21 protein-coding genes are annotated in these 23,749 nt (G+C 70.2%); 14 read left to right on the top strand and 7 right to left on the bottom strand.

The window, feature by feature from the left end; all coding sequences use genetic code 11:
• Nucleotides 1–24 precede the first annotated feature (24 nt).
• Both CRP55_RS47345 and CRP55_RS47350 read left to right on the top strand, forming a co-directional pair.
• Nucleotides 25–366 carry an STAS domain-containing protein gene (locus CRP55_RS47345; RefSeq protein ID WP_097328723.1) on the top strand — a complete coding sequence of 114 codons (342 nt, stop codon included), beginning with the start codon at nucleotides 25–27 and terminating at the stop codon, nucleotides 364–366.
• On the top strand, nucleotides 363–761 hold the full coding sequence (locus CRP55_RS47350; RefSeq protein ID WP_097328670.1) for an ATP-binding protein: 399 nt from the start codon (nucleotides 363–365) through the stop codon (nucleotides 759–761). The genes CRP55_RS47345 and CRP55_RS47350 overlap by 4 nt, the downstream gene beginning before the upstream one ends.
• On the opposite strand, the gene CRP55_RS47355 is transcribed toward CRP55_RS47350, so the two are convergent.
• Nucleotides 748–2,232 carry a PP2C family protein-serine/threonine phosphatase gene (locus CRP55_RS47355; RefSeq protein WP_097328671.1) on the bottom strand — a complete coding sequence of 495 codons (1,485 nt, stop codon included), beginning with the start codon at nucleotides 2,230–2,232 and terminating at the stop codon, nucleotides 748–750. The genes CRP55_RS47350 and CRP55_RS47355 overlap by 14 nt on opposite strands.
• A 145-nt stretch (nucleotides 2,233–2,377) precedes the next feature.
• On the opposite strand from CRP55_RS47355, the gene CRP55_RS47360 reads away from it, so the two are divergent.
• Both CRP55_RS47360 and CRP55_RS47365 read left to right on the top strand, forming a co-directional pair.
• Nucleotides 2,378–3,190, top strand: coding sequence for a hypothetical protein (locus CRP55_RS47360; protein WP_245923880.1), 813 nt, complete (start codon nucleotides 2,378–2,380; stop codon nucleotides 3,188–3,190).
• Between the two features lie 55 nt (nucleotides 3,191–3,245).
• The gene (locus tag CRP55_RS47365; protein WP_143235438.1) at nucleotides 3,246–5,972 is read left to right on the top strand and encodes a tetratricopeptide repeat protein; all 2,727 of its coding nucleotides are present in this window, start codon (nucleotides 3,246–3,248) and stop codon (nucleotides 5,970–5,972) included.
• A 585-nt stretch (nucleotides 5,973–6,557) separates the two neighbouring features.
• Here CRP55_RS47365 and CRP55_RS47370 read toward each other — a convergent pair.
• On the bottom strand, nucleotides 6,558–8,327 hold the full coding sequence (locus CRP55_RS47370; protein WP_179855667.1) for a GmrSD restriction endonuclease domain-containing protein: 1,770 nt from the start codon (nucleotides 8,325–8,327) through the stop codon (nucleotides 6,558–6,560).
• Between the two features lie 473 nt (nucleotides 8,328–8,800).
• Here CRP55_RS47370 and CRP55_RS47375 point away from each other — a divergent pair, with 473 nt between their 5' ends.
• Both CRP55_RS47375 and CRP55_RS47380 read left to right on the top strand, forming a co-directional pair.
• A complete protein-coding gene (locus tag CRP55_RS47375) occupies nucleotides 8,801–9,193 on the top strand; it encodes a hypothetical protein (protein ID WP_097328674.1) in 393 nt (130 codons plus the stop codon).
• The gene (locus CRP55_RS47380) at nucleotides 9,190–9,726 is read left to right on the top strand and encodes a DUF6036 family nucleotidyltransferase (protein ID WP_097328675.1); all 537 of its coding nucleotides are present in this window, start codon (nucleotides 9,190–9,192) and stop codon (nucleotides 9,724–9,726) included. Before CRP55_RS47375 ends, CRP55_RS47380 begins: the two co-directional genes overlap by 4 nt.
• 38 nt (nucleotides 9,727–9,764) lie before the next feature.
• Here CRP55_RS47380 and CRP55_RS47385 read toward each other — a convergent pair whose 3' ends face one another.
• Nucleotides 9,765–11,696, bottom strand: a complete 1,932-nt coding sequence (locus CRP55_RS47385; protein ID WP_245923882.1) for a hybrid sensor histidine kinase/response regulator — start codon at nucleotides 11,694–11,696, stop codon at nucleotides 9,765–9,767.
• Between the two features lie 66 nt (nucleotides 11,697–11,762).
• On the opposite strand from CRP55_RS47385, the gene CRP55_RS47390 reads away from it, so the two are divergent.
• Genes CRP55_RS47390 through CRP55_RS47405 form a run of 4 tightly spaced genes read left to right on the top strand, consistent with a single transcriptional unit; the run spans nucleotide 11,763 to nucleotide 15,852 of the window.
• Nucleotides 11,763–12,572 carry an SAM-dependent methyltransferase gene (locus CRP55_RS47390; protein ID WP_097328677.1) on the top strand — a complete coding sequence of 270 codons (810 nt, stop codon included), beginning with the start codon at nucleotides 11,763–11,765 and terminating at the stop codon, nucleotides 12,570–12,572.
• Between the two features lie 26 nt (nucleotides 12,573–12,598).
• On the top strand, nucleotides 12,599–13,021 hold the full coding sequence (locus CRP55_RS47395; RefSeq protein ID WP_097328678.1) for a response regulator: 423 nt from the start codon (nucleotides 12,599–12,601) through the stop codon (nucleotides 13,019–13,021).
• On the top strand, nucleotides 13,022–14,620 hold the full coding sequence (locus tag CRP55_RS47400; protein WP_097328679.1) for a sensor histidine kinase: 1,599 nt from the start codon (nucleotides 13,022–13,024) through the stop codon (nucleotides 14,618–14,620).
• A gap of 32 nt (nucleotides 14,621–14,652) precedes the next feature.
• Nucleotides 14,653–15,852 (top strand): response regulator, encoded by a 1,200-nt coding sequence (locus CRP55_RS47405; RefSeq protein ID WP_245923884.1) that lies wholly within the window; start codon nucleotides 14,653–14,655, stop codon nucleotides 15,850–15,852.
• Here CRP55_RS47405 and CRP55_RS47410 read toward each other — a convergent pair.
• Nucleotides 15,849–16,226, bottom strand: coding sequence for an Hpt domain-containing protein (locus tag CRP55_RS47410; RefSeq protein WP_097328680.1), 378 nt, complete (start codon nucleotides 16,224–16,226; stop codon nucleotides 15,849–15,851). The genes CRP55_RS47405 and CRP55_RS47410 overlap by 4 nt on opposite strands.
• Before the next feature lie 87 nt (nucleotides 16,227–16,313).
• On the opposite strand from CRP55_RS47410, the gene CRP55_RS47415 reads away from it, so the two are divergent.
• From CRP55_RS47415 to CRP55_RS47430, 4 genes are read left to right on the top strand one after another with little or no spacing between them, the layout of a single operon-like run.
• Nucleotides 16,314–18,584, top strand: coding sequence for a putative bifunctional diguanylate cyclase/phosphodiesterase (locus CRP55_RS47415; protein ID WP_245923886.1), 2,271 nt, complete (start codon nucleotides 16,314–16,316; stop codon nucleotides 18,582–18,584).
• A gap of 20 nt (nucleotides 18,585–18,604) precedes the next feature.
• A complete protein-coding gene (locus CRP55_RS47420) occupies nucleotides 18,605–19,096 on the top strand; it encodes a hypothetical protein (RefSeq protein WP_097328682.1) in 492 nt (163 codons plus the stop codon).
• On the top strand, nucleotides 19,093–19,956 hold the full coding sequence (locus CRP55_RS47425) for an SCO6745 family protein (protein ID WP_097328683.1): 864 nt from the start codon (nucleotides 19,093–19,095) through the stop codon (nucleotides 19,954–19,956). Before CRP55_RS47420 ends, CRP55_RS47425 begins: the two co-directional genes overlap by 4 nt.
• Nucleotides 19,953–20,735, top strand: coding sequence for a hypothetical protein (locus CRP55_RS47430; protein WP_245923887.1), 783 nt, complete (start codon nucleotides 19,953–19,955; stop codon nucleotides 20,733–20,735). Before CRP55_RS47425 ends, CRP55_RS47430 begins: the two co-directional genes overlap by 4 nt.
• Here the strand turns inward: CRP55_RS47430 and CRP55_RS47435 are convergent, their stop codons facing one another.
• From CRP55_RS47435 to CRP55_RS47445, 3 genes are all read right to left on the bottom strand, one after another.
• The gene (locus CRP55_RS47435) at nucleotides 20,736–21,878 is read right to left on the bottom strand and encodes an ABC transporter substrate-binding protein (protein WP_097328685.1); all 1,143 of its coding nucleotides are present in this window, start codon (nucleotides 21,876–21,878) and stop codon (nucleotides 20,736–20,738) included.
• 335 nt (nucleotides 21,879–22,213) lie between these two features.
• Nucleotides 22,214–22,978: an ABC transporter permease gene (locus tag CRP55_RS47440; RefSeq protein WP_097328686.1), complete on the bottom strand. Its 765-nt coding sequence runs from the start codon at nucleotides 22,976–22,978 to the stop codon at nucleotides 22,214–22,216.
• A complete protein-coding gene (locus CRP55_RS47445; protein WP_245923889.1) occupies nucleotides 22,975–23,730 on the bottom strand; it encodes an ABC transporter ATP-binding protein in 756 nt (251 codons plus the stop codon). Before CRP55_RS47445 ends, CRP55_RS47440 begins: the two co-directional genes overlap by 4 nt.
• Nucleotides 23,731–23,749: the final 19 nt, after the last annotated feature.

Here is a 23,749-nt window from a genome sequence, read left to right on the forward strand (position 1 = left end):
CGCCCGGATGACATGATGTCCCGGATGGCGCGCTTCGAGGCACGAACCTTCGAGCAGGCCGGCGAGACCCGCGTGGTCCTCTCCGGCGACTGCGACCTTTCCGTACGGGATGAGTTGCTCACCGCCCTCAGCGCCGCCGTCGACGGTCATCCGCGCGTCGTGGTCGACCTCGCCGAGGTCGGCTTCCTCGACTCCACAGGCGTCCACGGCCTGATCACCGCCCATCACGCCGCCCGCGAGCGCGGCGGCCGCCTGGTCGTGGTCAACGCCACGGGCGCGGTCGCCACCGTCCTCGACATCACCGGCGTCGCCGCCCTGCTGGGCGAGCCGGCATCGCCCACCGTCGAGCGCAGGCCCGGCGGATGAACGCCGAGCCCGCCACCGCGCCCTACGAGGCCTCCTACGACGAGCCCGGCGATCTCGCCCCGCTGCGCGACTTCGTCCGGCTGCACGCCACCGCGCTGGGCCTGCCCGGCAGCCGGGCCGACCTGCTGACCCTCGCGGTCAGCGAGCTCGCCACGAACACGTTGCAGCACACCGAGGGCGGCGGCCGGGTGCGCCTGTGGGCGGCGGACGGCCGGGTCTACTGCGACGTGATCGACGGCGGCCCGGTCCGGGCGTTCGGCCGCGGCATGCCGGCCGCCGACGCGCTGCGCGGGCGGGGCCTGGCCATCGTCGAGCGCATCTGCGACGAGGTGGGCGTCGAGGCCGGGGCCGAGGGCACCCGCGTACGGCTGGCCCTCGATCTCAAAGAACCCTGACCGTCACGGTGCAGGTGTCGTCGTCGGGGCTCGGCCGATTGATCGCGGTCACCGCGGGCAGCGCGTCGGTGGCCGCCGCGAGCGCGCCGAGCACCCTCGGCAGCAGCGGCGGACCGCTGCGCCGCTCGACCAGGCCGTCCGTGTAGAACAGCAGAAGATCGTCAGGGTCAAGGGCCAGGGTCTTGATTTCGTACGCCGCCTCGCCGTCGGCGCCGAGCAGCAGCCCCACCGGAAGATCGAGCGGGCGGGCGTGACCGCCCCGGGCCAGCAACGGCGGCGCGTGCCCGGCCCGGCCCCAGGCCAGCGTCCGGTCCACCGGGTCGAAGACGCCCAGCACGGCCGTCCCGGTCAGCCGCAGCTGCCCGCACAGCCGGTTGAGATGGCGCAGCAGCAGCGCCGGGTCGTGCACCCCGATCGACAGCCAGGCGATCAGCGCGAACCGCAGGTGCGCCATCCCGCTCGCCGCCGCCAGCCCGTGCCCGGCCACGTCGCCCACCGCCAGCAGCACGCGCCCGTCGGCCAGCTCCTGCGCGTGGTACCAGTCCCCGCCGACCTGCACCGTGCTCTCGGCGGGCTGATAGTCGACCAGCACCCGCAGGCCGGGCAGCGGGAACGGCTCCCGCGGCACCGGCTGGATCATGTGCTGGAGCTGGCCGGCCAGGCGGTGCTCGGCGATCGCGGTCATCTCGCGGGTGCGCAGCTGGTCGCGGAGCCGGTCGATGGCGGTGCGCGAGCTCTCCCGGGCGGTCACGTCCTGCACCACCGCGTTGATCTTCAGCGGCCGGCCGCCGGCGTCGGTGGCGACGTCGGAGAGGATCCGCAGGTGCTTGACCCCGGAGCCGACGGCGAAACGGACCGTCACGTCGGCCGGCCCGCCGCTGTCCATGCTCTGCCAGGCCGTCTCGGCGATGCCGCGGTCCTCGGGCAGCATCGCGGCCGCCTGCTCCACACGCGACATCGGGCCGAGCGCCGGGTCCCGCTCGAAGATCCGGTACATGCCGGGTGACCAGTCGCTGGCCCCGGTCACCAGGTCGAACTCGGTCCAGCCGAGGCTGCCGAGCAGCTCGGTGTTGGCCATCCGGCGGCGGTCCTCGTCGAGGCGCTGCCACCAGACCAGCAGGCCGCCGAGCACCGGATGCACGGTGACGTCGAACTGGGAGTGGGCGACGACGCCGGCCTTCTTCTCGTCGTAGCCGAACTCCTTGTACTCGGCCGGTTCACCCGTGCGCAGCACGTCGAGGTAGATCTGCCAGAGCTCGCCGCCGACGATGCTCGGGTAGAGCTCGCTCAGCAGGCGGCCGACCCGGCTCGTGCCCCGGCGGTAGATGTCGCGGCCCCGCCCGCTGGCCGCGCCGACCCGGAAGTCACGGACCGTGCCGTCGTCCCCGGACACGGGCAGCAGCCAGGAGCACCCCGTGGGGATCACGGCGAGCATCTCCTGGACGACCCGGGCCACCTCGTCGCCGGCCATGCGCACAGCGTAGTGGGCGGCGACGCACGCACGGTGCGGCGGTCACATCCGCCGGTGACAACATCTCGCTAACAACCAGCTCAGCTTGGTAGCATCCCGCGACTCTCAGGTTCGGAGGCCTTACCCCGTGTCCGACAACAACCGCATGAAGGATCGTGTCAAAGTGCTGCTCAATGGGACGTCAACGGACAGTCAGACCTCGGAGCACGCCCTGGTCGCCCCGGCGCAGCAGGCCCAGCAGGCCGCACAGGGCCAGAACGGCGCGGCCCAGCCGGGTCAGCCCGCGCAAGCCGGCCAGCCCGGTCAGCCCGGTCAGCACCCCAACCAGGCCCTCCAGGTCCTGACCCTGGCCCAGCGCACGGCCGAGGAGCACGTCGCGCGGGCCCACCACCAGGCCGACAAGATCCGTACGGACGCGCTGGCCGCCGCCGAGCAGATCGCCCGCGACGCGCAGGTGCACGCCCACAACGTGCGCCGTGAGGCCGAGAAGATCCTCTCCGACGCCCGCGCCGCCGCCGAGCAGATCGCCCGCGACTCGCACGCCCGCACCGAGGAGGCCCGCCGCAACGCGGAGAAGATCCTCTCCGAGGCCCGTTCCCAGTCGGAGTCGGTCGCCCAGGACGCGCAGGCCAACGCCGACCACCTGAACCAGCAGGCCCGCCAGCGCTACGACGACGTCGTGGGCAGCCTGGGCAGCAAGCGTGAGGCGCTCCAGCAGCAGATCGAGGCGCTGGAGTCGTTCGACCGGGAGTACCGGGCCCGCCTCACCACCTTCATGCAGGGCCAGTTGCGTGCCCTCTGGGTCGACCAGCCCCAGGTCACCGGCGACCTCCCCGAGCAGCAGGAGGCCGGCCCGCGGCACGGCGCCCCCGACGACCGCGAGGACGGCGTGCCCGCCCAGCGTCACAGCGAGGAGGACCAGGTCGGCGAGGACGACGAGGCCCAGGCCGAGCGCTGAGGTCTGACCGTTCGGGGTAGTTCTTCTCTCCCGGGCGCCGGGGTTCACTGAGAGTGTGGAGGCCGGGAGACTGCGGGTCGACTCCGGCGTGGTCGAGGTCGCCGGGCGCGGCGCCGTCGTGACCGCGCCGGTGGCACACGGCGGCCGGCTCGCCGAGCGGCTCCGCGACCTGCGCCGGGCCCGGCGGCTGGCCGGCACCGGCGTGGTGGCGCGCTCGGCCGCGCCGGTCGGCGAGGCCTTGCACGCGGCCGGTGAGGAGCTCGCCCGGTCGTACGCGCCGGGGCCGGCCGGCGAGGCCCTGCGTGAGCTCGTCGAGGCCGGTGACCTGCTGCTCGAGGTGCGCGCGGACGAGGACCTGCCCTGGGAGGCGCTGGTCGTGCCCGGCACCGGGCGGCCGCTCGGGCTGCACCCGAACGTGCGCATGTACCGCTCGGCCCCCGGCGGCGCCTACACCACCGGCACCCGATCCGGTCCCCTGCGGATCCTGGCCGCGGGCGACCTGGAACGGCTGCTCGACGTGGTCGAGCCCGGCGCGAACCTGCGGATCCTCGACCGTGAGGTGGCCGGCGAGCCGGTGCACGTGGTGCACCTCGACGACGCCGAGTGGCTGCCCGACGGGAACCGCCCGGGGCTGGTCGTGGTCGCCGGCCGGGGCCGGGTGGCCGAGCTGCTGGCGGCCGGCGTGCCCCAGATCCTGGCCCTGACCGAACCGGTGACCGACGGTTACGTGGCGCGCTTCCTCGGCCACTTCTACCAGCTGCTCGCGGGTTTCCCGTCGGTGCCCGGCGCGGTCGCCGGCGCCCGCCGGCTCGCCGGTGGCACCGAGTGGACCGCGCCCGTTCTGTACTGCCGGGGTGCGCCCGCGCCGCTGCACGGAGTTACCGTGGCCGATATGGACGAGCCCGAGGGCTTCGTCGGCCGCCGCGACGACCTGCGAACCCTGCTGGAGGCCGCGCGCCGGCCCGGCCACGCCGGGGTGGTGCTGCACGGCCTCGGTGGCATGGGCCGCGGCAGCCTGGCCACCGAGCTGGTGCGCCGGCTCGGCGACGAGGCCGGCCTCGTCGTGCGGGTCAGCGGCACCGACACCGGCGAGCAGATCCTCGACACGTTCGGGCGGCTGCTGGCCGGCGAGCCGTCCGCGTCCGGCACGGCCGCCGAGGACCGCCGGCGCCGGCTCGCGGCCTACCTGCGCACGCCGGAGGAGTTCTGGCGCGACCGGCTGGCCACGGCGTTCGCCGTGCTCGGCTCGCGGCCGGTCACCCTGATCGTCGACGACTTCGCGATCGACCCGCGAGCCCGCCGGGCCGGGCACCGGGCCGAGCCGGCCGACCCCGGCCTGGCCGCCTTCCTGGGCCGCTGGATCCGCGAGCCGGGCCCGCACCGGGTGGTGATCACCAGCCGTCTTCCGTTCACCCTGCCGGGCAACCTCCACAAGCGGCTCACCGAGCATCACCTCGGCCCGCTCAGCGAGGCCGAGGCCCGGGTGCTGGGCTCGCGCCTGCCCGCGCTGGCCGGTCTCACCCCGGCCGAGCAGCACCGCGCGTGGGCCGGCACCGGCGGTCATCCGCGCACCCTGGAGCATCTCGACGCGCTGCTGCGCCGCAGCCCGGCCGGGTTCGCCGAGGTGGCCGGCCGGCTCGAGGCGCTGCTGGCCCGGCAGGGCGTGCCCGATCCGGGCCGCTGGGCGTCCGACCTGCGGTCGGCGAGCGACGACGACCGCCGGGCCGGCCTGGCCTTGGCCGAGGCGATCGCCACCACCGTCAACGACGCCGTGCTGAGCGACCTGCTCGCGCTGCTCGACGACGACTGCCGGCGGCTGCTGGTCGGCGCCGCCGTCTACCGCCGCCCGGCCGACGAGCCGGCGCTGGTGCGCCAGAGCGCGCTGCCGGGCCTGCCCGACGGCCTGGACACGCTGGCCGGCCTGGGCCTGGTCAGCGAGGTCACCGACGAGGAGGGGGTGCGGCACACCGTCCACCCGTGGACCGCGGCGTCGATCGCCCGGCTCCACCCTTCCGACACCGCGGCGGCGCACGGCCGCGCGGCCGATTACTACCGTCACCGCGTACGGCCGAGAGACAGCGACCCGGTCGCCGACCTGGACGACCTCATCGAGGCCCGGCATCACCTGTTCAAGGCGGGGCGGGTGGACGAGGCGATCCGCTTGAGCTTCCTCGTGCGCGAGCGCCTGGACATGTGGTCGGCCTGGGACTGGGCGCGCGCGGTCTGCGAGGAGACCCTCGGCTGGGTCGAGCCGGCCGGCCGCGACGCCGCCACCCTGCTGCACTACCTGGGCCTGCTGGCCCACCGCCGAGGCGAGACGGCCGAGGCCGAACGGCTGCTGGACCGCTCGCTGTCGGTGGCCGAGACGGCCGGCGACCGCACACAGCAGGCAACGATCTGCCACAAACTGAGCCGCCTGGCCGAGGACAGGGGCGACCACGCCGCAGCCGAGCGCCGCCTGCGCCAGGCCCTGCTGCTGGACGCCGAGAACGGCAACCGCACCGGCCTGGCCACCGGCCAGCACCGCTTGGCCCAGCTGTGCACACTGACCAACCGCCTGACCGAGGCCGTGGCCCTGCACTGCCAGGCCTTGGCCATCGAGATAGCCCTGGGCCTGCCCGACGCCCGGCTGGAGGTAGCCGACCTGGCCCGCTTGCGAGCCGCCTTGGGCGAGGAAGACTTCCGCCGCGCAGTCACCGCAGTCCTGCCCGAGGAGTCGGTCAGCGGCCTGGCCCGCTTGCTCGACGACTTCGCCACGGCCGCCGAGAGCCGCCAGAACTGACGGATGACGGAGGCTGCAAGGGGTGTACGGGTTTGCCGAGCCCCGGAGAAAAATGCGGCCCATGTACTGGTGCTCAGCGCGGCCGCGTCCGGCGTGGCGGCTAGTGTGGTACCGAATCTCGATAGATAGCCGCGGGAAAACGCGAGTATCCGAGCGGTGTCGTTTCCCCAGGGCGCCCGGATCGCCGTGGCTGATTGTGATGCGCCGCGGCCGCAGTGCCTCCACGGTGTCGAGAGCGACGAGCCAGCGCTGCCGACGGCGTGGACCTCTTCGCTATCAAGCAGAGCCTCTCCACGAGTGAGTTCTTAGTTGAACCCAGCGCGGCACCGCCCTTCACAGCGGTGCCGCTCCCGTTTCTGGCAAGGATGATCAGCGGCTCAATTGAACGCAGCAGCCACGAGCGTTCGTTCACCGGCATAGCTCTTGTAGATCTCCCAGAAGGTCACAAATATACGTCTGCAGCGAGTAGGGCTAGATCGACACGCGTGTTGTGGCGTAGCGGCGGGTCGGCTTGATGCGGGCGGCCAGCTTAGGGAGGGTCTGGACGGTCGCGTGGAAGCGGCGCCGGCTGCGCACAGCAATCAATCATGTTGTTTGAAGAAAGCGCTTAGCTGCCAATAGTGCTTCCGTCGTCGTCATCTTGCGTAACTCATCGCCGTCGCGGGTCAGGTAGTCGTCTGCATAGCTAGAGAGATCGGTTTGCTCCGGCACTCTGATGACGACATAGCTCCTGCCACTGTATGCAATAGTGTCTATACTTGACAAAACGTCACCCTTCAGCTTCTCGCCTAGCGGGGCGCTTTGGAAAGCCTTGATTATCTCCTTAACGTAGTCTGCGAGACTTTTTGAGAGGGCCTTGCATTCACGGTCAACCCCTACGAGGAACTGCCGAGAAAGCTGAACCGGAACTACTCCGTCAAGGTTCCTAATCTTTTCGGCGTCCTTTTCGTCGTCAGCTATGCCGATGATTATGTATCCATCGCTACCTGGGCCGATATTCGCTATGGCGGACGAAAGTTTCGGCAGTTTTTCCAGGAGCCGCTGATTAATCCTTCTTGGCTTGGAAAGAGAAACAATTCCCTGCTTAAACTCATACCTCCCGCTCTCGATAGGGGCGCGTCTAATAATATTCGGAAATTCTATTTCCATGCGTGGTCCGTGGGTCAGTGGTCCTCTCGTCGAACTCGTAAAATGCTTCTCGATCAGCCCGCGAACGATGTCGATATTTTCTTGGCGTTGATTCTCCGTGGTAGTGTTCCTGCTCGGTGTCAACTTTGCGGAAACCTTCGCGATCGACGCGAAAGCGCCAGCTGGGTTAGAAAGCTCTTGATCTCGTCGAATCATCAGGTCGAAAAAGGCCATGAAGACGGCGTAGAATGGCGTCTTCGCTGATGTGAATGTGCTGGTGCTTACGTGGGAGCGAAATGCCCCTAAGACTCCGGGCCGAGCAGACTCGACCATTGACTTCATCGCGCCGAGCACTATCTTCGTGTCGTCAGCAAGCTTTTGCGTGCCGTAGGCATGAAGATCCGTCGACAATGAGCGGCTTTCGGACGTGGTAAGGTCGAAGTATTTATCGAGAACATCAGAACTGACGCTGAATGTGTTTCCTCTAACAATCGAGATGCAGATGTCTGCGAGGAGCTGCTCGTCTTCGCTCTGTTGAAGTTGTCTTGTACTCAAGATGCCTAGGCTGCACCAGAAGGTTTCTTCCGCGGGAATCCCGTACCCGAGTCTCTCACGCGCTGAGTCAATAGACACAACGGGCATCTTCGTCAGGGGCAAGATGTCAGGCGATCCGTCATACCTGAACTCTGACGCAAGACGCCGAAGCATAGTCACGAATTCGCTTACTACGCCTGCTTGGCGCTTCTCTTGCGCGCTCAGTTGTCGACCGCCAGAGTTAATGCGCCGAAAAACTTCGGTTACTTGATCACCTTCGCCCGAGTCAAAGATTGTTACCGCGAGTTGATAGTCCAGTAGATCAGCGCATCTTGTGGCGGGCAGCAGTTTTGGCTTTCCCGGCTCCGGTTCGAAACCACCTGCCTCCGCGACTTGGCGAGCGCGGGCGAACTCGGCCAGATCGAAGTATGTGGGTTCTTCGGTGTTGGCCAAGAGTCCGTAGCGTTGCTCGATAAAACCAAATATGGCATCGAGGCGCTGCATTCCATCAATTATCTCGTATTTCTGATCTTCAGCTTCGGCAAGGAGAAACAATGGGATTGGAAATCCTCGCAATACGCTGTCTATCAGATTGATTTTCTCAGAAACGCCCCAGACTAGCTTGCGTTGGTAATTGCGATTAACTACCAGCTTTTCACTGCGGTAAAGGTTGTATGCTTCTTGGATCGACATGCCTCGGGGCGTGATTGACATCTAATATTGCCTTTTCTGCATGAGTTTGATGTTAAGGGCCTTTCATGCGTTCTCTTTGTATAGAGGAAACATCGTAGATTTGGCAGGCGGTTCTGCTAATTGTCGGAAATCTGACAACAGTGCTGACGGTTTGATTGCTCCATTCCATTGGTTTCTGTAAGAAACCATGCTTCGATGCCGTAATCCGGCAAATGCTCCTTCTCGGACTTTTGGCAAAAGGTAATTAATATTTTAATTGTCTCTATCGGTTAGATTCCGTCTGTTCCGGGCGCCAACCCTCGGGAGTCCCGCGGTCCGGTGGTTGCGCTTGCGGGCAGTTGTTGCGCTGTAGCCTTTCTTGCCGTCCGACTGGGCGTGTCGGTGGCTAGCTGTTGTCCACCTCGCGTTCGGCGCCTCGAACTGTCCCTTGGTGGCTGCCCAGGGTGGCGGTCCGGTGTACTAACGTTCTGATCGTGAAGGAGCAGTCACAGGGCTACATGCCTCTCAGTGTTGCGCGGCTCGGAACGCTGCTTGCCGGCGCCGACGACTCGCTTCGGTGGCGCTTGGTCGCTGAGTTCCTGGAGGAGTACGGCTGGGAGCCTGCCGAGTCGCGTGCGAGGCTGCTCGAGGACGAGCCTGCGAGTACGGGGGACGAGCACTGGGATGTGTTTCTGGCGGCCCTGGCCGAGCATGTAGCAGCGCGCGACGGACGTGACGGCCCAAGTTGGGCCGGATCCAGATCGTTGCGGCGGTTCTGGTTCCCGTTTAACGGTCGTGCGGCGAGGGTCGATGCGGTCGTTCACGCGCCGGCGGCGTTCCGGCGCCGCGGCGTATTCGTCGCGCGGCAGGAGCTGGAAGTGGCATGACCGACGACGGTGTGTTGCTTGATCGAAGCGCGATCGAGGACGCCTTCCGGCGGCTGGGTGATCGGCTGGAGCGTCGAGGCGTGGTAGCCGACCTCTACATCTTCGGCGGCGCGGCGATGTCGCTGGTCTACGACAGTCGACGAGCTACTCGGGACATTGACGCAGTGTTCCAACCGCACGGTGTGGTGCTCGAAGAGGCGCATGCCGTAGCGGAGGAACTGGGCCTTCCGCAGTGGTGGCTGAACGAGCAGGCCAGCGTCTATATCGCCTCCGGGGGCGACAGCGCCGCCTCCAGAGTTTTCGACCACCCGGGCTTGCGGGTGTCGGCGGCCTCGCCGGAGCATTTGTTGGCGATGAAGGTGTTGGCGGGTCGTCGTCGGGACGCCGACGACGTGAAGGTGTTGGTGTCGCACCTGGGACTCACGTCCGCCGCGCAGGTGCTGGCGCTGTCGGCGGACATCTTCCCGGAGGAAGAGGTTCCGCCTAGGGCTCGGCTGATCCTCGAAGGAATTTTCGATTCCGAGGAGTCCTGAGTTCTCTCCAAGGTGTCGCGCAGCCGGACCCGGCCGGGTCAGTCGAGGGACTGGCGTAGGGCGGTCAGGAGCTGGTTCTTGCTGAAGGGCTTCTCGACCAGGGTGACGTCGGGGTCGAGGGTGCCCTGGGAGGCCAGGACCGGGCGGGCGTAGCCGGACATGAACAGGACTGTGGTGTCGGGGCGGGACTGGGTGAAGCGGTCGGCCAGGTCCTTGCCGAGCATGTGGGGCATGACCACGTCGGTCAGCAGGACGTCGATCGGGCCCTCGTACGCCTCGGCCAAGGCCAGCGCGGCCGGGCCGTCCGAGGCGATCAGCACGTTGTGGCCGGCGCCGGCCAGGATGCGGCGTAGCACGTCGCGCAGGGCCGGCTCGTCCTCGACGGCCAGGATCGTGCCGCGGCGGTAGTCGTCGGAGGGTGGTTCGGCGGGAGTCTCGGGCTCGGCCGGGGCGGCGTCGGTGGTGGGCAGCAGGATGGTGAACGTGGTGCCCATGCCGGGCTCGGAGTAGACGTTGAGGTCGCCGCCGGCCGCGGTGACGATGCCGTAGACCGTGGCCAGGCCCAGGCCGGTGCCCTTGCCGGCGGGCTTGGTCGTGTAGAACGGCTCGAAGGCCCGCTCGATCACCTCGGGCGGCATGCCGGTGCCGGTGTCGCTGACCCTCAGCCGTACGTATCGGCCGGTGCGCAGGTGCGGGCGGCCCGAGGCGTAGTCGGAGTCGACGTCGAGCACCTCGGTCTCCACGGTCAGTTCGCCGCCGCGCGGCATCGCGTCGCGGGCGTTGACCGCCAGGTTCACCAGCACCTGGTCGAGCTGGCCGGGGTCGGCGGTCACCGACGGCAGGTTCTCCGACAGGCGTACGGACAAGGCGATGTGCTCGCCGATCGAGCGCCGCAGCATCTGCTCGATGTCGGTGATCACGTCGTTGATGTCGAGCGGCCGCGGCCGCACCACCTCGCGGCGGGCGAAGGCGAGCAGCTGGTGGGTCAGGTCGGCGCCGCGCTGGGCGGCCTTGGAGATCTGCTCGGCGTCGCCGGCGATCTCGGTGAGCCCGGCGTCGGCCGCCGCCTCGGCGATGAAGGTGGCGTAGTTGGCGATCACCGCGATGAGGTTGTTGAAGTCGTGGGCCACCCCGCCGGCGAGCTGGCCCAGGCCTTCGAGGCGCTGGGCCCGCTGGAGCTGCGCCTCCATCCGGGCGCGGTCGGCCTCGGCCTGCAGTTGGCGGTAGCGGTCGTCGGCGCGGATGCGGTCGGTGATGTCGCGGATGACCGCGCACCGCATCCGGCCCTCCTCGGTCGGCAGCACGCTCATCGACACCTCGACCGGCACGGTGCCGCCGTCGATGCGGTGGGCCATAGTGGGCGTGGGCGGCGTGCTGGGCGCCAGCAGTTCGGCCGGTGACTCGTCGGGGTTCAGCGGCCGGGCCGGGTCGTCGGGCAGCGAGGGGGAGAGCAGCCGGCCCACGTCGCGGCCGATCAGGCCGTTGCGGGTCAGGCCGAACAGCAGTTCGGCCTGGGTGTTGGCCAGGGTGATGAGGCCGTCGTCGCCGACGCCCACGAACGCGTCCGGCGCGGCCTCCAGCAGCGCCTGCAGGCTCGACTCGAGCCGCTCGCGGGCGCTGGTGGCCCGGGCCATCACGGTGAAGCCGAGCAGGTCGCCGTCGTCGCCGGCCAGCGGCGAGATGTTGAGGGTGACCGGGATCCAGCGGCCGTCGCGGTGCCGGCGCCGGGTGCGGAAGCGTTCCAGGCGGGCGCCGGCCGCGATCAGGGTGAACATCTCGCGCTGGTCGGCCCGCCGGTCGGGCGCCACCAGCAGGTCGAGTTCGCGGCCGACGATCTCGTCGGCCCGGTAGCCGAGGAGAGCCTCGGCGGCCGGGTTCCAGGACAGGATGGTGTAGTCGCGGCCGACGGTGTAGATCGCCTCGTGGGCGGAGCGGACGATGGCCCGCAGCAGGCCGGCCTGCTCGGACAACCCGGAATTATCGCGCGATCGGACCATATGACGTCTACGTTAACGATTCGGTCCTAGGCTCGCATCATGATCGGTGAGGCCGAGGCTCCGGCCGTGCCGGAGGTCGACATGCAGCGGCCCAGCGTGGCCCGCATGTACGACTTCTTCCTGGGTGGGCGGCACAACTTCGCGGCCGACCGCGAGGCCGCGGCGGCCGCGCTGACCGCGATGCCCGAGCTGCCGGCGATCGTCCGGCTCAACCGGCGCTTCCTGCGCCGGGCCGTGGTGCGGGCCCACGAGGCCGGCGTCGGTCAGTTCCTCGATCTCGGCTGCGGCATCCCGTCGCCGGGTGACGCGCGCGAGGTGGTGCGGGAGCTCGACCCGCGCGCGCCGATCGTCGGGGTCGACGTCGAGGCGTCGGCCTTCCTGCACGGTCGTTGCGTGGCCGAGGACGATCCGTACGCCGGAATGGTCCTGGCCGATCTCACCGACACCGGCGCGGTGCTCGGCGCGCCGGTGGTCCGCGACCTGATCGATTTCGACCGCCCGGTCGGGCTGCTGTTGGTGGCGGTGGCCCATTTCATCCCGGACACCGAGCGCCTGGCCCGGGCGCTGGACGGCTATCGCCGGGCCCTGGCCCCCGGCAGCGTGCTGGCGCTGACCCACGGGTGCCGCAAGGGCGGATCCGAGCGTATCGAGCGGGTTCGGCGGATCTACAACAACACCACCGCTCCGATGGTGATGCGCGACGAGCACGACATCCGCGGCTTCTTCGGCGACTGGCGGCTGCTGGAGCCCGGCGTGAGCGTGGTCGGCGACTGGATGGGGGAGGAGGGCCTGGACGAGGTCGCTCAGCGAGCTTTCGTTGTGGGGATGTCGCTCAAAATCGGTACATGACGGACTTATTGCCGCATGCTTGAAGGATGGCAAGCGTGCTTATCGCCGAGGACGACGAGGACATCGCCCTTATCCTGACCAGGCTGCTCAAACGCGCCGGGCACACCGTGCGCCACGCGCCGGACGGGATGCGGGCGCTGGAGATGGCGATCGCCGAGCGCCCGGACCTCGTACTGACCGACCTCGGCATGCCCCGGATGGACGGCCTCGAGCTGACCCGGGCCATTCGCGAGCACCAGGACCTGAGCGGCACCCCGATCGTCATGCTCAGCGGCCACCTGCACCCCGGCGACAACGCCCCGATCGCCGCCGGCGCCTGCGCCGTGCTGCTCAAGCCCTGCCCCAACGACAAGCTGCGCGAGGTGATCGGCGACCTGGCCGACCTGGGCCCGCACGGCCACCAGGGCGCCGACGTCGGCTGCCCCGCCCGCTGGCCGGTCTCCGCCTAGGTGGACCGCGACGCCTTCCTCGACGCGCTGCTGGAGAGCCTGACGGTCGGCGTGATCGCCTGCGACGCCGACGGTGAGGTGGTGCTGGTCAACCGGCCGGTCCGCGAGCTGATGAACCTGAGCGAGCAGACCGCGCTGCGCGAATATCCGCAGCGCGCCGACGGTGTGTTGTTCGACGCCGGCGGCAACCCGATCACCTGGGCCGAGGCGCCGGTGCAGCGCGCGGTCCGGGGCGAGGTCGTCGACACCGACATGATCGTGCGGGTGCCCGGCCGCCGGGAACGGGTCGTCGCCGTCACCGCCCGGCCCATCACCGGCGCCGGCGGCGCGCGCGTGGGCGCGGTCGCCATCGCCCACGAGGTCACCGCGATACGCCGGGCCGAGCGCTTCCGGGACTGCCACCGGGCCGTCGAGCGGGCGCTGCAGTCGGCCGGGTCGATCGTCGACGCGGCGCCGGGTGTGCTCGCCGCGCTCGGCGAGACGCTCGGCTGGCCCGCCGCCGAGCTGTGGCTGACCGGCGAGGACGACGAGGAGCTGGCCTTCGGCGGCCGGTGGTGCGCGCCCGGCAGCGGCCTCGAGGCGGTGCTCGGCTTCGCGCCGATCCGCGGCTCGGGCATCACCGGGCGGGTGTGGGTCACCGGCAAGCCGCTCTGGGTGCCCGACATCGCCCACACCGTCAACCTCAGCAGCCCGCTCGAACGCTCCCGGGCCGCCGCCTGCCTGCGGCACGGCATCCGGTCGGTGCTGTCGGTGCCGGTGCGCGACGGCGCCACCGTGCTCGGCGTGCTCACCTGCTACGCCTCGATGCCCGAGCCGCACGAGGACCTGCTGGCCGTGCTGCTCGACGGGGTGGCCGCCCAGATCGGCGTCTACGTCGCCCTGCGCCGGGCCGAGGCGCTGGCCTGCCAGCTCACCCGGGCCAAGGACGACTTCATCGCGCTGGTCAGCCACGAGATGCGCACGCCGCTGACCACGATAGTGGCCAGCGCGTCCATGCTCGGCGAGGCGACGGCCGGGCTCGACGAGGAGAGCCGCGCGATGGTGGACGCGGTGCAGCGCAACGCCACCGCGCTGCGCGGGGTCGTCGACACCCTGCTCGACCTGGCCGGGCTCGACGCCGGGCACGTCGCCCTGACGATCGGCCCGGTCGACCTGGCCTCCGTCGTCGCCACGGCCATCGCGGCGGCCGCACCGGCCGCGTCCGCCGGTGGGGTGCGCCTCGACACCGACCGCACCGCACCGCTGCCGATCGACGGCGACGCCCGCCGGCTGCGCCAGGTGGTCGACGACCTGCTGGCCAACGCCGTCAAATACAGCCCGCGCGGCGGTGACGTGCACGTGGGGCTGCGCGAGCAGGGCACCGGGGTCGAGCTGACCGTGACCGACAACGGCATCGGCACCCCGGCCGAGGAGCGCGAACTCGTCTTCGACCGCTTCTACCGCGCCAGCAACGTGCGGCACCAGGGCATCGCCGGCAAAGGGCTGGGCCTGAGCCTGGCCCGCGCCATCGTCGGCCTGCACGGCGGCACCATCAGCCTCACCGGGCATCTCCCGCACGGCACGACGGTCCACGTCCGCCTGCCCACCCGCAGACCCTAAAGGCCGTGCTGAGTGGTGCCGATAGTGGCGGTATGACTGACACGCAGGCGCGACCGACCGTGCTGCTCGTGGACGACGAGTCCACCATCCTGGAGACGCTGGCCCTGCAGCTGCGCCGGGACCACAAGGTCCTGGTCGCCGAGAGCGGCGCCGAAGCGCTGCGCCTGCTGGCCGAGAACGGCCCGGTCGCCGCGGTCATCAGCGACCTGCGCATGCCGGAGATGGACGGCGTCGAGCTGCTCCGCCGCATCCAGGTCGAATATCCGGACACCACGCGCGTGCTGCACACCGCGCAGAGCGACCTCAACTCGGCGATCGCCGCGATCAACGACGGCGGCGTCTACCGCTACCTCGCGAAGCCGGTCCGGACCGACGACCTGCGCTCGACCGTGCAGGAGGCGGTGGAGCTGCACGGCCGCTCGACCGCCGACCGCCAGCTGCTCGACAAGACCCTCAAGAGCAGCCTGGAGGCGCTCTTCGGCTGTCTGGAGCTGGCCAGCCCGCTCGCCTTCGCCCGCGGCGGCCGCATCCGGACCCTCGTCGGCGAGCTCTGCCGCGGCATGCAGCTCGAGGCGCTCTGGGAGATCGAGGTCGCCGCGATGGCGTCTCAGCTGGGCGCGGTCACCCTGCCCCCGAGCGTGCTGACCAAGCTCGACAAGGGCATGCCCTGCACCTCCGACGAGCAGGTCATGATCGACCACATGCCCGAGGTCGCGGTGCAGCTGCTCAAGAACATCCCGATGCTCGAGGACGTGATCCAGATCGTCCTGGGGCTGAGCAGGAAGCCGCCGCGCAACCCCAGCCCGCTGGTCGAGGCCGCGATCGCCGTGGTGCGCACCGCCATCGACTACGAGACGCTGGAGAGCCGCGGGCTCGAGGTGGACAGCGCGATCGCCGTGCTCGAATGCCGCGAGGACAGCGCCATGCCCGTGCTCGCCGCGCTGCGCGAGCTCAAGGGCGTCGTGCACGTGGCCGAGAAGGTCCGCGGCCTGCGCGTGGTCGACCTCGAGGTCAACATGCGGGTGGCCGAGGACATCGTCGCGGTCAACGGCCTGGTCCTGATCGGCCGCGGCATGCTCGTCACCGAGCTGCTGCTGGACCGGCTCACCAACTTCGCCCGCACCATCGAGATCGTCGAGCCGGTGCTCGCCATCCCGGGCGGCCGCCGCTTCGACGCCGACATGCTTCTGCCCGAGCCGGAGCCGCGCCCGGCCCTCGAAGTGGCCCGCTAGGAGCTTTCCAGCTCGGCCGCGTACCGCTCCAGGACCTCGAAGGCGAGGGCCTGCTCGGCGGCGACGCGGCCGAGCGTCACGTCGGGGTCGCAGACGTAGCCCTCCCGGGCCGAGCTCTCGACCTCGGCCAGGATCGCGGCCAGGGTGCCGGCGCCGATGTTCGCCGCCGAGCCCTTCATCGTGTGCGCGTGATCGCGCAGCTCCGAGACCTCGCCGCCGCGCAGCAGCTCGCCGAGCCGGTCCACCGCCCCTGGCGTCTTCGCCAGGAACGAGCGGATGAGCCGGCTCATCAGCGCGCGCTCCGCCTCACCGGGCTCGCCACCGGCGATGTCCCGCATCCGGTCACGGACCTCGTCCTCCCGGCTTCGCTCCATGTGTCCAATCCTGCTGGCTGACGGCCGGAGAGGTGCCCGGTCGTGGAAAGTCCTATGGTTTCGTCTGCCCCCGCCGATTCTTCCCAGGTGGCCACCGACACCCGTACGCCGATCCGCTACGTCGTCGCGGCGGTCACCATCACCCTGCTGGGCGCGCTCTGGTTCGTGACCCGGCCCGGCCCGGACGCCGTGGCGTACGTCTTCATGCCCGCCGGAGGCGTCGCCGGCATCCTGGCCATCCTGTCCCTCATGCGCGGGCGCAGCCTGGACCCGGTCACCAAGCGCTTCTGGCGGCACATCCTGGCCGGCATGAGCGTGCTCAGCGTCGGCTATCTCATCCTGGCCGTGGTCGCCTTCGGCACCTCGCCCCGGCTGCCCGACATCCCGCTGCCCGCCGCCGCCCTCGCCGGCATCGGCATGCTCACCGCCATGTGGGGCGTCATGCGGGTACCGCTGGGCAACACCGGCCCCGGCGCCCGCCGCCGTCAGCTGATCGACCGCACGATCGCCTTCGTCGGCGTCGGCACGCTGCTCTGGACCTTCGGCCTGGCCCCGATGATCACCGCCTCCGACGGCTGGAGCGCGCAGTCCACCGCGCTGATCGGCATCTCCTTCCTGCTCGGCCTCGGCGGCATCACCAAGGTCTCGTACATCGACGGCGGACCGGTCGACCGCAGCGCGATCCGGCTGATCGCCGCGACCGCGCTGACCGGCGTCGGCGTCGCCCTGCTGTCGCTGGGCGGCGACGACAGCGTGCTGCTGGCCCAGTCGATCGTCATGCCGGTCACGCACATCTTCGTGGCGACCGCCGCGTACCGTCAGTCGATTTCCACCGGCGCCCCCACCCGCCGCTCCGGCACCTTCCTGCCCTACCTGGCCCTGGCCGCGGCCGACGCGTCCCTGCTCTCCCTGCTGTGGCACGGTCGCGGCTGGACCGCGAGCGTGGTCGTGGTGGCCACCGTGCTGCTCACCGCCCTGGTCGCCGTGCGCCAGATGATGGCGCTGCGCGAGAACGGCCGCCTGTTGCGGGCCCAGCGGGCCTCCGAGGACCGCCTGCGCCACGAGGCCACCCACGACGGGCTCACCGGGCTCGGCAACCGGGGTCTGTTCCGTACGCGGGTGGCCGGCGCCCTGGAGCAGCGGGACACCACCGTGCTCCTGGTCGACCTCGACGACTTCAAGACGGTCAACGACTCGCTCGGCCACGACGTGGGCGACCAGCTCCTGATCGCGGTGGCCGGCGCGCTCAGCGCCGCCGTCGGCCCGGACGGCCTGCCGGTCCGGCTCGCCGGCGACGAGTTCGCCGTGCTGCTGTGCCCCGGCACCGACGGCGAGACCGTGGCCCGGCGGGTGCTCGACGAGTTCGCGAAGCCGCTGAGCGAGCACCGCCTGCTGGTGCACGCCAGCATCGGCATCGCCACCGGCGGCGCCGGCGAAGGCCTCGACCCGCTGCTGCGGCACGCCGACGTCGCCATGTACGCGGCCAAGCAGCGCGGCAAGGGCAACTGGGTCCGCTACCACGACGGCATGGAACAGCCGGTCCTCGCGCACGCCCAGATCGGCGGCGAGCTGCGCCGCGCCCTGGACGCCGGCGAGTTCCGGGTGCACTACCAGCCGCTGGTCGAGCTGGCCACGGGCCGGATCATCGGCGTCGAGCCGCTGGTGCGCTGGCAGCACCCGGACCGCGGCCTGGTGCCGCCGGGCGAGTTCATCCCGGCCGCCGAGGGCACCGGGCTGATCGTGCCGCTGGGCCGCTTCGTGCTGCGCGAGTCGTGCCGGCAGGCCGCCGCCTGGCTGGCCGAGTTCGGGCCCGACTGCATGCAGAAGCTCGGCCCCAACGTGTCCGTACGGCAGCTGCACGACCCGGATTTCGTGGCCGACGTGCGGGCGGCGCTGGCCGACACGGGCCTGCCCCACGACCGGCTGGTGCTGGAGCTGACCGAGTCGGCCGTGCTGCGCGGCCCGCAGGTCTCCCGCACGCTGCGCGAGCTGCACGAGATGGGCGTACGGCTGGCCCTCGACGACTTCGGCACCGGCGAGTCGTCGCTGAGCCTGCTGCGCTCGTTCCCGGCGTCGATCATCAAGCTCGACAAGTCGTTCGTCGACGGCATCGAACTCGACGAGATGGGAACTCCGGAGGCGGAGGCCCGGCAGGCGGTGGCCCGCGCGGTCATCCAGCTGGCCGGGGCGCTCGGCCTGGACACGGTGGCCGAGGGCATCGAGAACCAGGAGCAGGCCGACCGGCTGCGGAGCCTCGGATACACGCTCGGTCAGGGCTATCACCTGGCCCGCCCGATGCCGGCCGAGGCCATGACGCGCTTGCTCGCCGGCCGGGTGGAGCTGGCCGCCGCGGCCTAGAGGGGGCTTAATGTACGGCGATGGACACCGCGCGTTCCTTGCAGGCTCGGCTCGCCGATCTGCGCTTCACCGACCTGAGCACCGACCAGGCGACGGCCCGGATCATCGAGGCGATCGTGCAATGGGCGTCGTCGGCCGGATGGCGGGTCTACCGGCGGGCGCCCAGCGTCTTCCCGCTGCCGCCGCCGTTGAAGGGCAACTCGGTGCTGGACGTGGCCTGCGCCCGCCCGTCGGCGGCGCCCGTCGCGATCGAGGTCGACCGCCTCGACCGGCCCCGCACGGTGGACAAGCTGCTGGCCGAGGCGGCGGCCGGGCGGGAAGCGATCTGGGTCCGCTGGGGCGCCGGGCCGTTCACCCCGCCGCCGCTGCCGGTGCACATGGTGACCCGCCCGGCGGTCCGCAAGTCCGGCGCCTGGTCCACCGAGGCCTCGCTCCCGCCGCCGCCGCACTCGGCCGCCGCCATCGAACCGTCCGACCCGGCCGAGCTACCAGGAATGGGGACCGACCAGTGACCGAGACGCCGCAACGGCGGGCGTGGCGCGTGACCGAGCCGATCCACGCCATGATCTATTTCGTTCCCGAGGCCCCCGAACGGTACGCCGAGCTCGGTGTCGGCCCGATCGACGGCTATTTCGCCGCCCGCGGCGCCGTCTTCGGCCCCACCGGCCCCGAGCTGGTCACGGCCACCTTCTACAACTTCAACCCCGCGCTGGTCGCGCGCGCCCTGCCGGCGGTGTGGGACAAGACCGATCCCGCCGCCATGGTGCGGGCCCGGCTCGACGCGGCCGGCGCGGCGCTGACCCGTGGGCTCGGCGCCGAGACCCTCGCCTCGCCCGAGATGGCCGAGGCGGCCGCGCTGGCCCGGCGGGCGGCCGAGGCGGCGGCCGGGTGGCCGCAGGGGCGCCCGCTGTTCGCCGCCCATCTCGGCCTGGACTGGCCCGGCGAGCCGCATCTGGTGCTCTGGCACGCGCAGATGCTGCTGCGCGAGTTCCGCGGCGACGGGCACGTGGCGGCGCTGCTGGCGGCCGGGATCAGCGGCCTCGAGGCGCTGGTGCTGCACGTCGCCTCGGGCGAGATGGACGAGCGCTTCCTGCGCCTGAGTCGCGGATGGGGCCGGGATCACTGGGCCGGTGCGGCCGATGCCCTAAGAACGAGGGGCCTGCTGGACGAAAACTCTGACGTACTCACCGAGGCGGGCCGTGTGCTCCGCGCGGAAGTGGAGGCGGTCACCGACCGGCTGGCCCAGCCGGCGTACGACGCGATCGGCAACGACGCGTGCGGACGCCTGGCCGAGCTGACCCGGCCGATGAGCCGCACATTGGTGAAGGCCGGGATGCTGAGCCCGGCGGTCTACACGGAGGGACGATCGTGAGCACGGGGGTTGTGACCGTCGGACATCCCGCCTCGTGGTGGGGGCAGTTCCAGGAAGTGTCCGAGCGTTTTGACGCCGCGACCGCGGCGGAGGGGCTCTCCGACGCGATCACGCCGAAGATCGCCTCGCCGCTGCTGCGCCGGGAGGCCGAGATCGCGGCCGAGGTGGTGGTGCGCCACCTCAACAAGCCGGCCAGCGAAGAGCTCGCCGAACGGGCCACGAAAGGCACCGAGCGGCTGGTGGCGACGGTCGAGCGTCTCAACGAGCGCTCCACCGGCGACGCCGGCACCACCGAGGCGTACGCCCTGGTCCATGCCTTGCAAGGTCGTTTCGCCGAGGCCGCGGCGGAGATCGAGCCGGTGGTCGGCACCCAGGCCCTGATGAAGGTCTTCGTGCACGCGCTGCGGCTCGAGCAGTTCGACTCGGCGCTGGCCCTGCGGCTGCTGCGCGCCGGGCAGCGGCCCGAGATGGCCGTGCGCTCCGGCCTGGCCGTCGGCAAGTACGGCTGGTGGCCGACCTGGCTGCTCAAGGTCGTCACCGAGCGGGCCATCGCCGGCACGCTCGACGCCGAGACCATCACCGCGCTCGACCAGTGCGCGTACGCCGACCTGAGCCCGGCCCAGGCCCGCATCGCCAAGCGGCTGCTGGCCGGCGACGAGCAGCTGGTCGACTCGTCCGCGCACCGCCTGGAGAACCTGGGCGAGACTTCCGCGGCGGAGAAGCTGCGCCAGAGAGACCTGACCTCGGTCGCCCTGGCGGCTCGGCTGATCACTGAGTAGTTATGCGCCGCCCTCGGTGAGGGTCACGGTGGCCGGCTGGAACGACGTGCCGTTGACGTCCACGCCGGCCGCCTTGGCCGCGGTGATCGCCTGGTTGATGTAGTCGTTGGTGTACGCCAGGCCCTCCGGCGCCTTGGTGAGCACGGTGTCGCCGGTCTGGTTCTTGGTGGTCATCGAGATGTCCACGGTCTGCTTCCAGGCGGCGTCGTCGATGACGCCGATGCCGCCGGCGGCCGGCCAGATCAGCTTGTTGGTCTCGTTCATCTGCCACAGCTGGTGGCTCTTGCCGAGTTTCGAACCCTTGGCCACGACCAGATCGCGGCACTTCTCGGCGTTGTCCCGGCAGAACGCCCAGCCCTTGATGGTGGCGGTCAGAAACTTCACGGTCTGCTGCTGGTACGCCGGGTCGTTGAGCTTCTCCGTGTTCGCCCAGACGGCGTCCTGGAGCATCGACGAGCCCTCCGATTTCCAGTCGATGATCGAGAAGTCGTCGGCGGTGTACAGCTTGCCGGTCTGCGGATTCTTGGCCTCGAGCAGCTGGGCGTACTCGTTGTAGCTCATCGCCTGAGCGGCGTCGATCTCCTTCTTGAGCAGCGCCTGCATGTCGAACTGCTGCTGCACGAGGGTGACGTCCTTGCCCGGGTCGAGCCCGGCCTTGGTCATGCCGGCGAACAGCTCGTACTCGTTGCCGAAGCCCCAGTTGCCGACCTTCTTGCCCTTGAGGTCGGCCGCGGTCTTGATGCCGGAGTCCTTCCAGACGACCTGATAGGTGCCGGAGCGCCCGAAGATCTGCCCGACGTCGGTGATGCCGGCGCCCTGCTCGCGGGAGGCGAGAGCCTTGGGCACCCAGGCGACGGCGTAGTCGGCCTTGCCCTGGGCGAGAACGGTCTGGGGAACGATGTCGACGCCGCCTTCGAGCAGTTGGACGTCGAGGCCCTGCTCCTTGTAGAAGCCCTGGTCGACGGCGGCGATGTAGCCGCCGAACTGGGCCTGGTAGAACCACTGCAGCTGAAGCTTGATGGGGGTCAGGGCGCCGCCGCTGCCGCCGGGCGCGGGGGTCGCCGAGTCGTCGGCCGTCCCGCAGCCGGCTGCCAGCAGGGCAGTCGCGGTGGCTATCGCTGTAAATATCCGAATTCGTCGCATGGATACCTCCGAAGTTGGCGTTTCGCGTGTCGGTTATCCACAGGCCTTCCGCGGGATTTCGTGGATTGCGGGAGGATGGCTCTGTTGGATGGGGGTCCCCCTGGGAGGGCGGGCCCTGGTTTGGCGGTTCCGGGGTGTTTTGTCGTACGCCGCGGCCAGCGTGCGGGGCGCGCTAGGTGCGGCGGGTGCGGCTTGCTTCGGCGTATGGCGCGGTCTGCGTGCGGAAGTTGCGGCTTGTTTTGTCGTACGGCGCGGTCTGCGGGCGGCGGCGGTCTGCGTGCGGCGGGTGCGGCATTCTTCGTTGTGCGGCGCGTTCTGCGTGCGGCGGCGGTCGGTCAGGCGATGAGGCGGGTTCGCCAGGGCATGGTCAGGCGTTCCAGCAGGAGCGTGGTCAGGTAGAAGACGAGGCCCAGCAGGCAGGCGCCGACCACGAAGGCCCAAGCTCGGGGGTACGCGGTGAAGGCCGCCGCGCTGGTGATCCGTGAGCCCAGGCCGGTCTGCAAGCCGCCGAAGTACTCGGCGACCACGGCGGCGATGACGGCCAGCGACGACGCCTGGCGCAGGCCGGTGAAGACGTAGGGGAGGGCGCCGGGCAGGCGGACCTTGCGGGCGAAAGTCCAACCGCTGGCGGCGTACGTGTGCATGAGCTCCCGGTGGATCGGGTCCACCTCGCGCAGGCCGCGCAGCGTGTTCACGAAGACCGGGAAGAACACGATGATGGCGGTGACGAGCCGGCGCGGGATGCTGCTCGTCGACTCGAACATGTTGTTGAGGATCGGGGCCAGGGCGATGATCGGCAGTGCGTTGAGCACGGCCGCGAACGGGATGGAGACCTCGGTCAAGGGTTTGAAGCGGCTGGCCACCATGGCCGCCAGCACGCCCAGCACGGCGCCGGCGGCCAGGCCGATCAGCGCGTTCGTGCCGCTGGCCAGGGCGGCCTCCCACACGTTCTGCCGCTGGGCGACCAGCTCGCGCCAGATGGCCGACGGTGCGGGCAGGATGAACGGCGCGACCCGGCCCAGCGACACCGTCAGCTCCCACGCCACGATCGCCAGGACGCCGACGACGACGGGCGGGAGAATGCTGCGGGCCCACTTCATGACACGGTCTTCAAGGGTGTGCCGCGCAGGGCCTGCCTGACCTCGGTGATCTTGTCGAAGAACGGTGGTGACTGGCGGCCCGCGTCGTCGCGGCTGGGCAGGTCGACCGTGACCGACGCCGTGATCCGGCCGGGGCGGGCCGACATGACGACGACCCGGTCGGAGAGGAAGACCGCCTCCGAGATGGAGTGGGTGACGAAGACCGTGCTGGTGCCGGTCTTGGCGCAGATGCCGAGCAGCTCCGACTGCAGGCGTTCGCGGGTCATCTCGTCGAGGGCGCCGAAGGGCTCGTCCATGAGAAGCAGAGGCGGTTGTACGGCCAGGGCCCGCGCGATCGCCACCCGCTGCTGCATGCCGCCGGAGAGCTGGGCCGGATAGTGCCCGCCGAAATCCTCGAGCCCGACCAGCGTGAGCATCTCCTCGGCCCGGGCCTTGCGTTCCGCTTTGCCCATGCCGCGCAGTTCCAGGGGAAGCTCGACGTTGCGCAGCACGGTCCGCCACTCGAAGAGCCCGGCCTGCTGGAAGGCGATCCCGTACGCCTGCTCCTTGCGGGCCTGTCCGGCACCCTTGCCGGCGACGGTGACCGTGCCGGTGGACGGCTCGATGAGGTCGGCGATCAGCCGCAGCAGGGTGCTCTTGCCGCAGCCGGACGGGCCGATGAGCGACACGAACTCGCCGTCGCCGACCGTCAGGTCGACTTCGGACAGTGCGGTGACCTCGTCCGTACGACCGATGTTGAAGGTTTTCGTCACGGAAGAAACAACAACCGCG

Source organism: Paractinoplanes atraurantiacus, from assembly GCF_900215205.1.
GTDB classification, from domain to species: domain Bacteria; phylum Actinomycetota; class Actinomycetes; order Mycobacteriales; family Micromonosporaceae; genus Actinoplanes; species Actinoplanes atraurantiacus.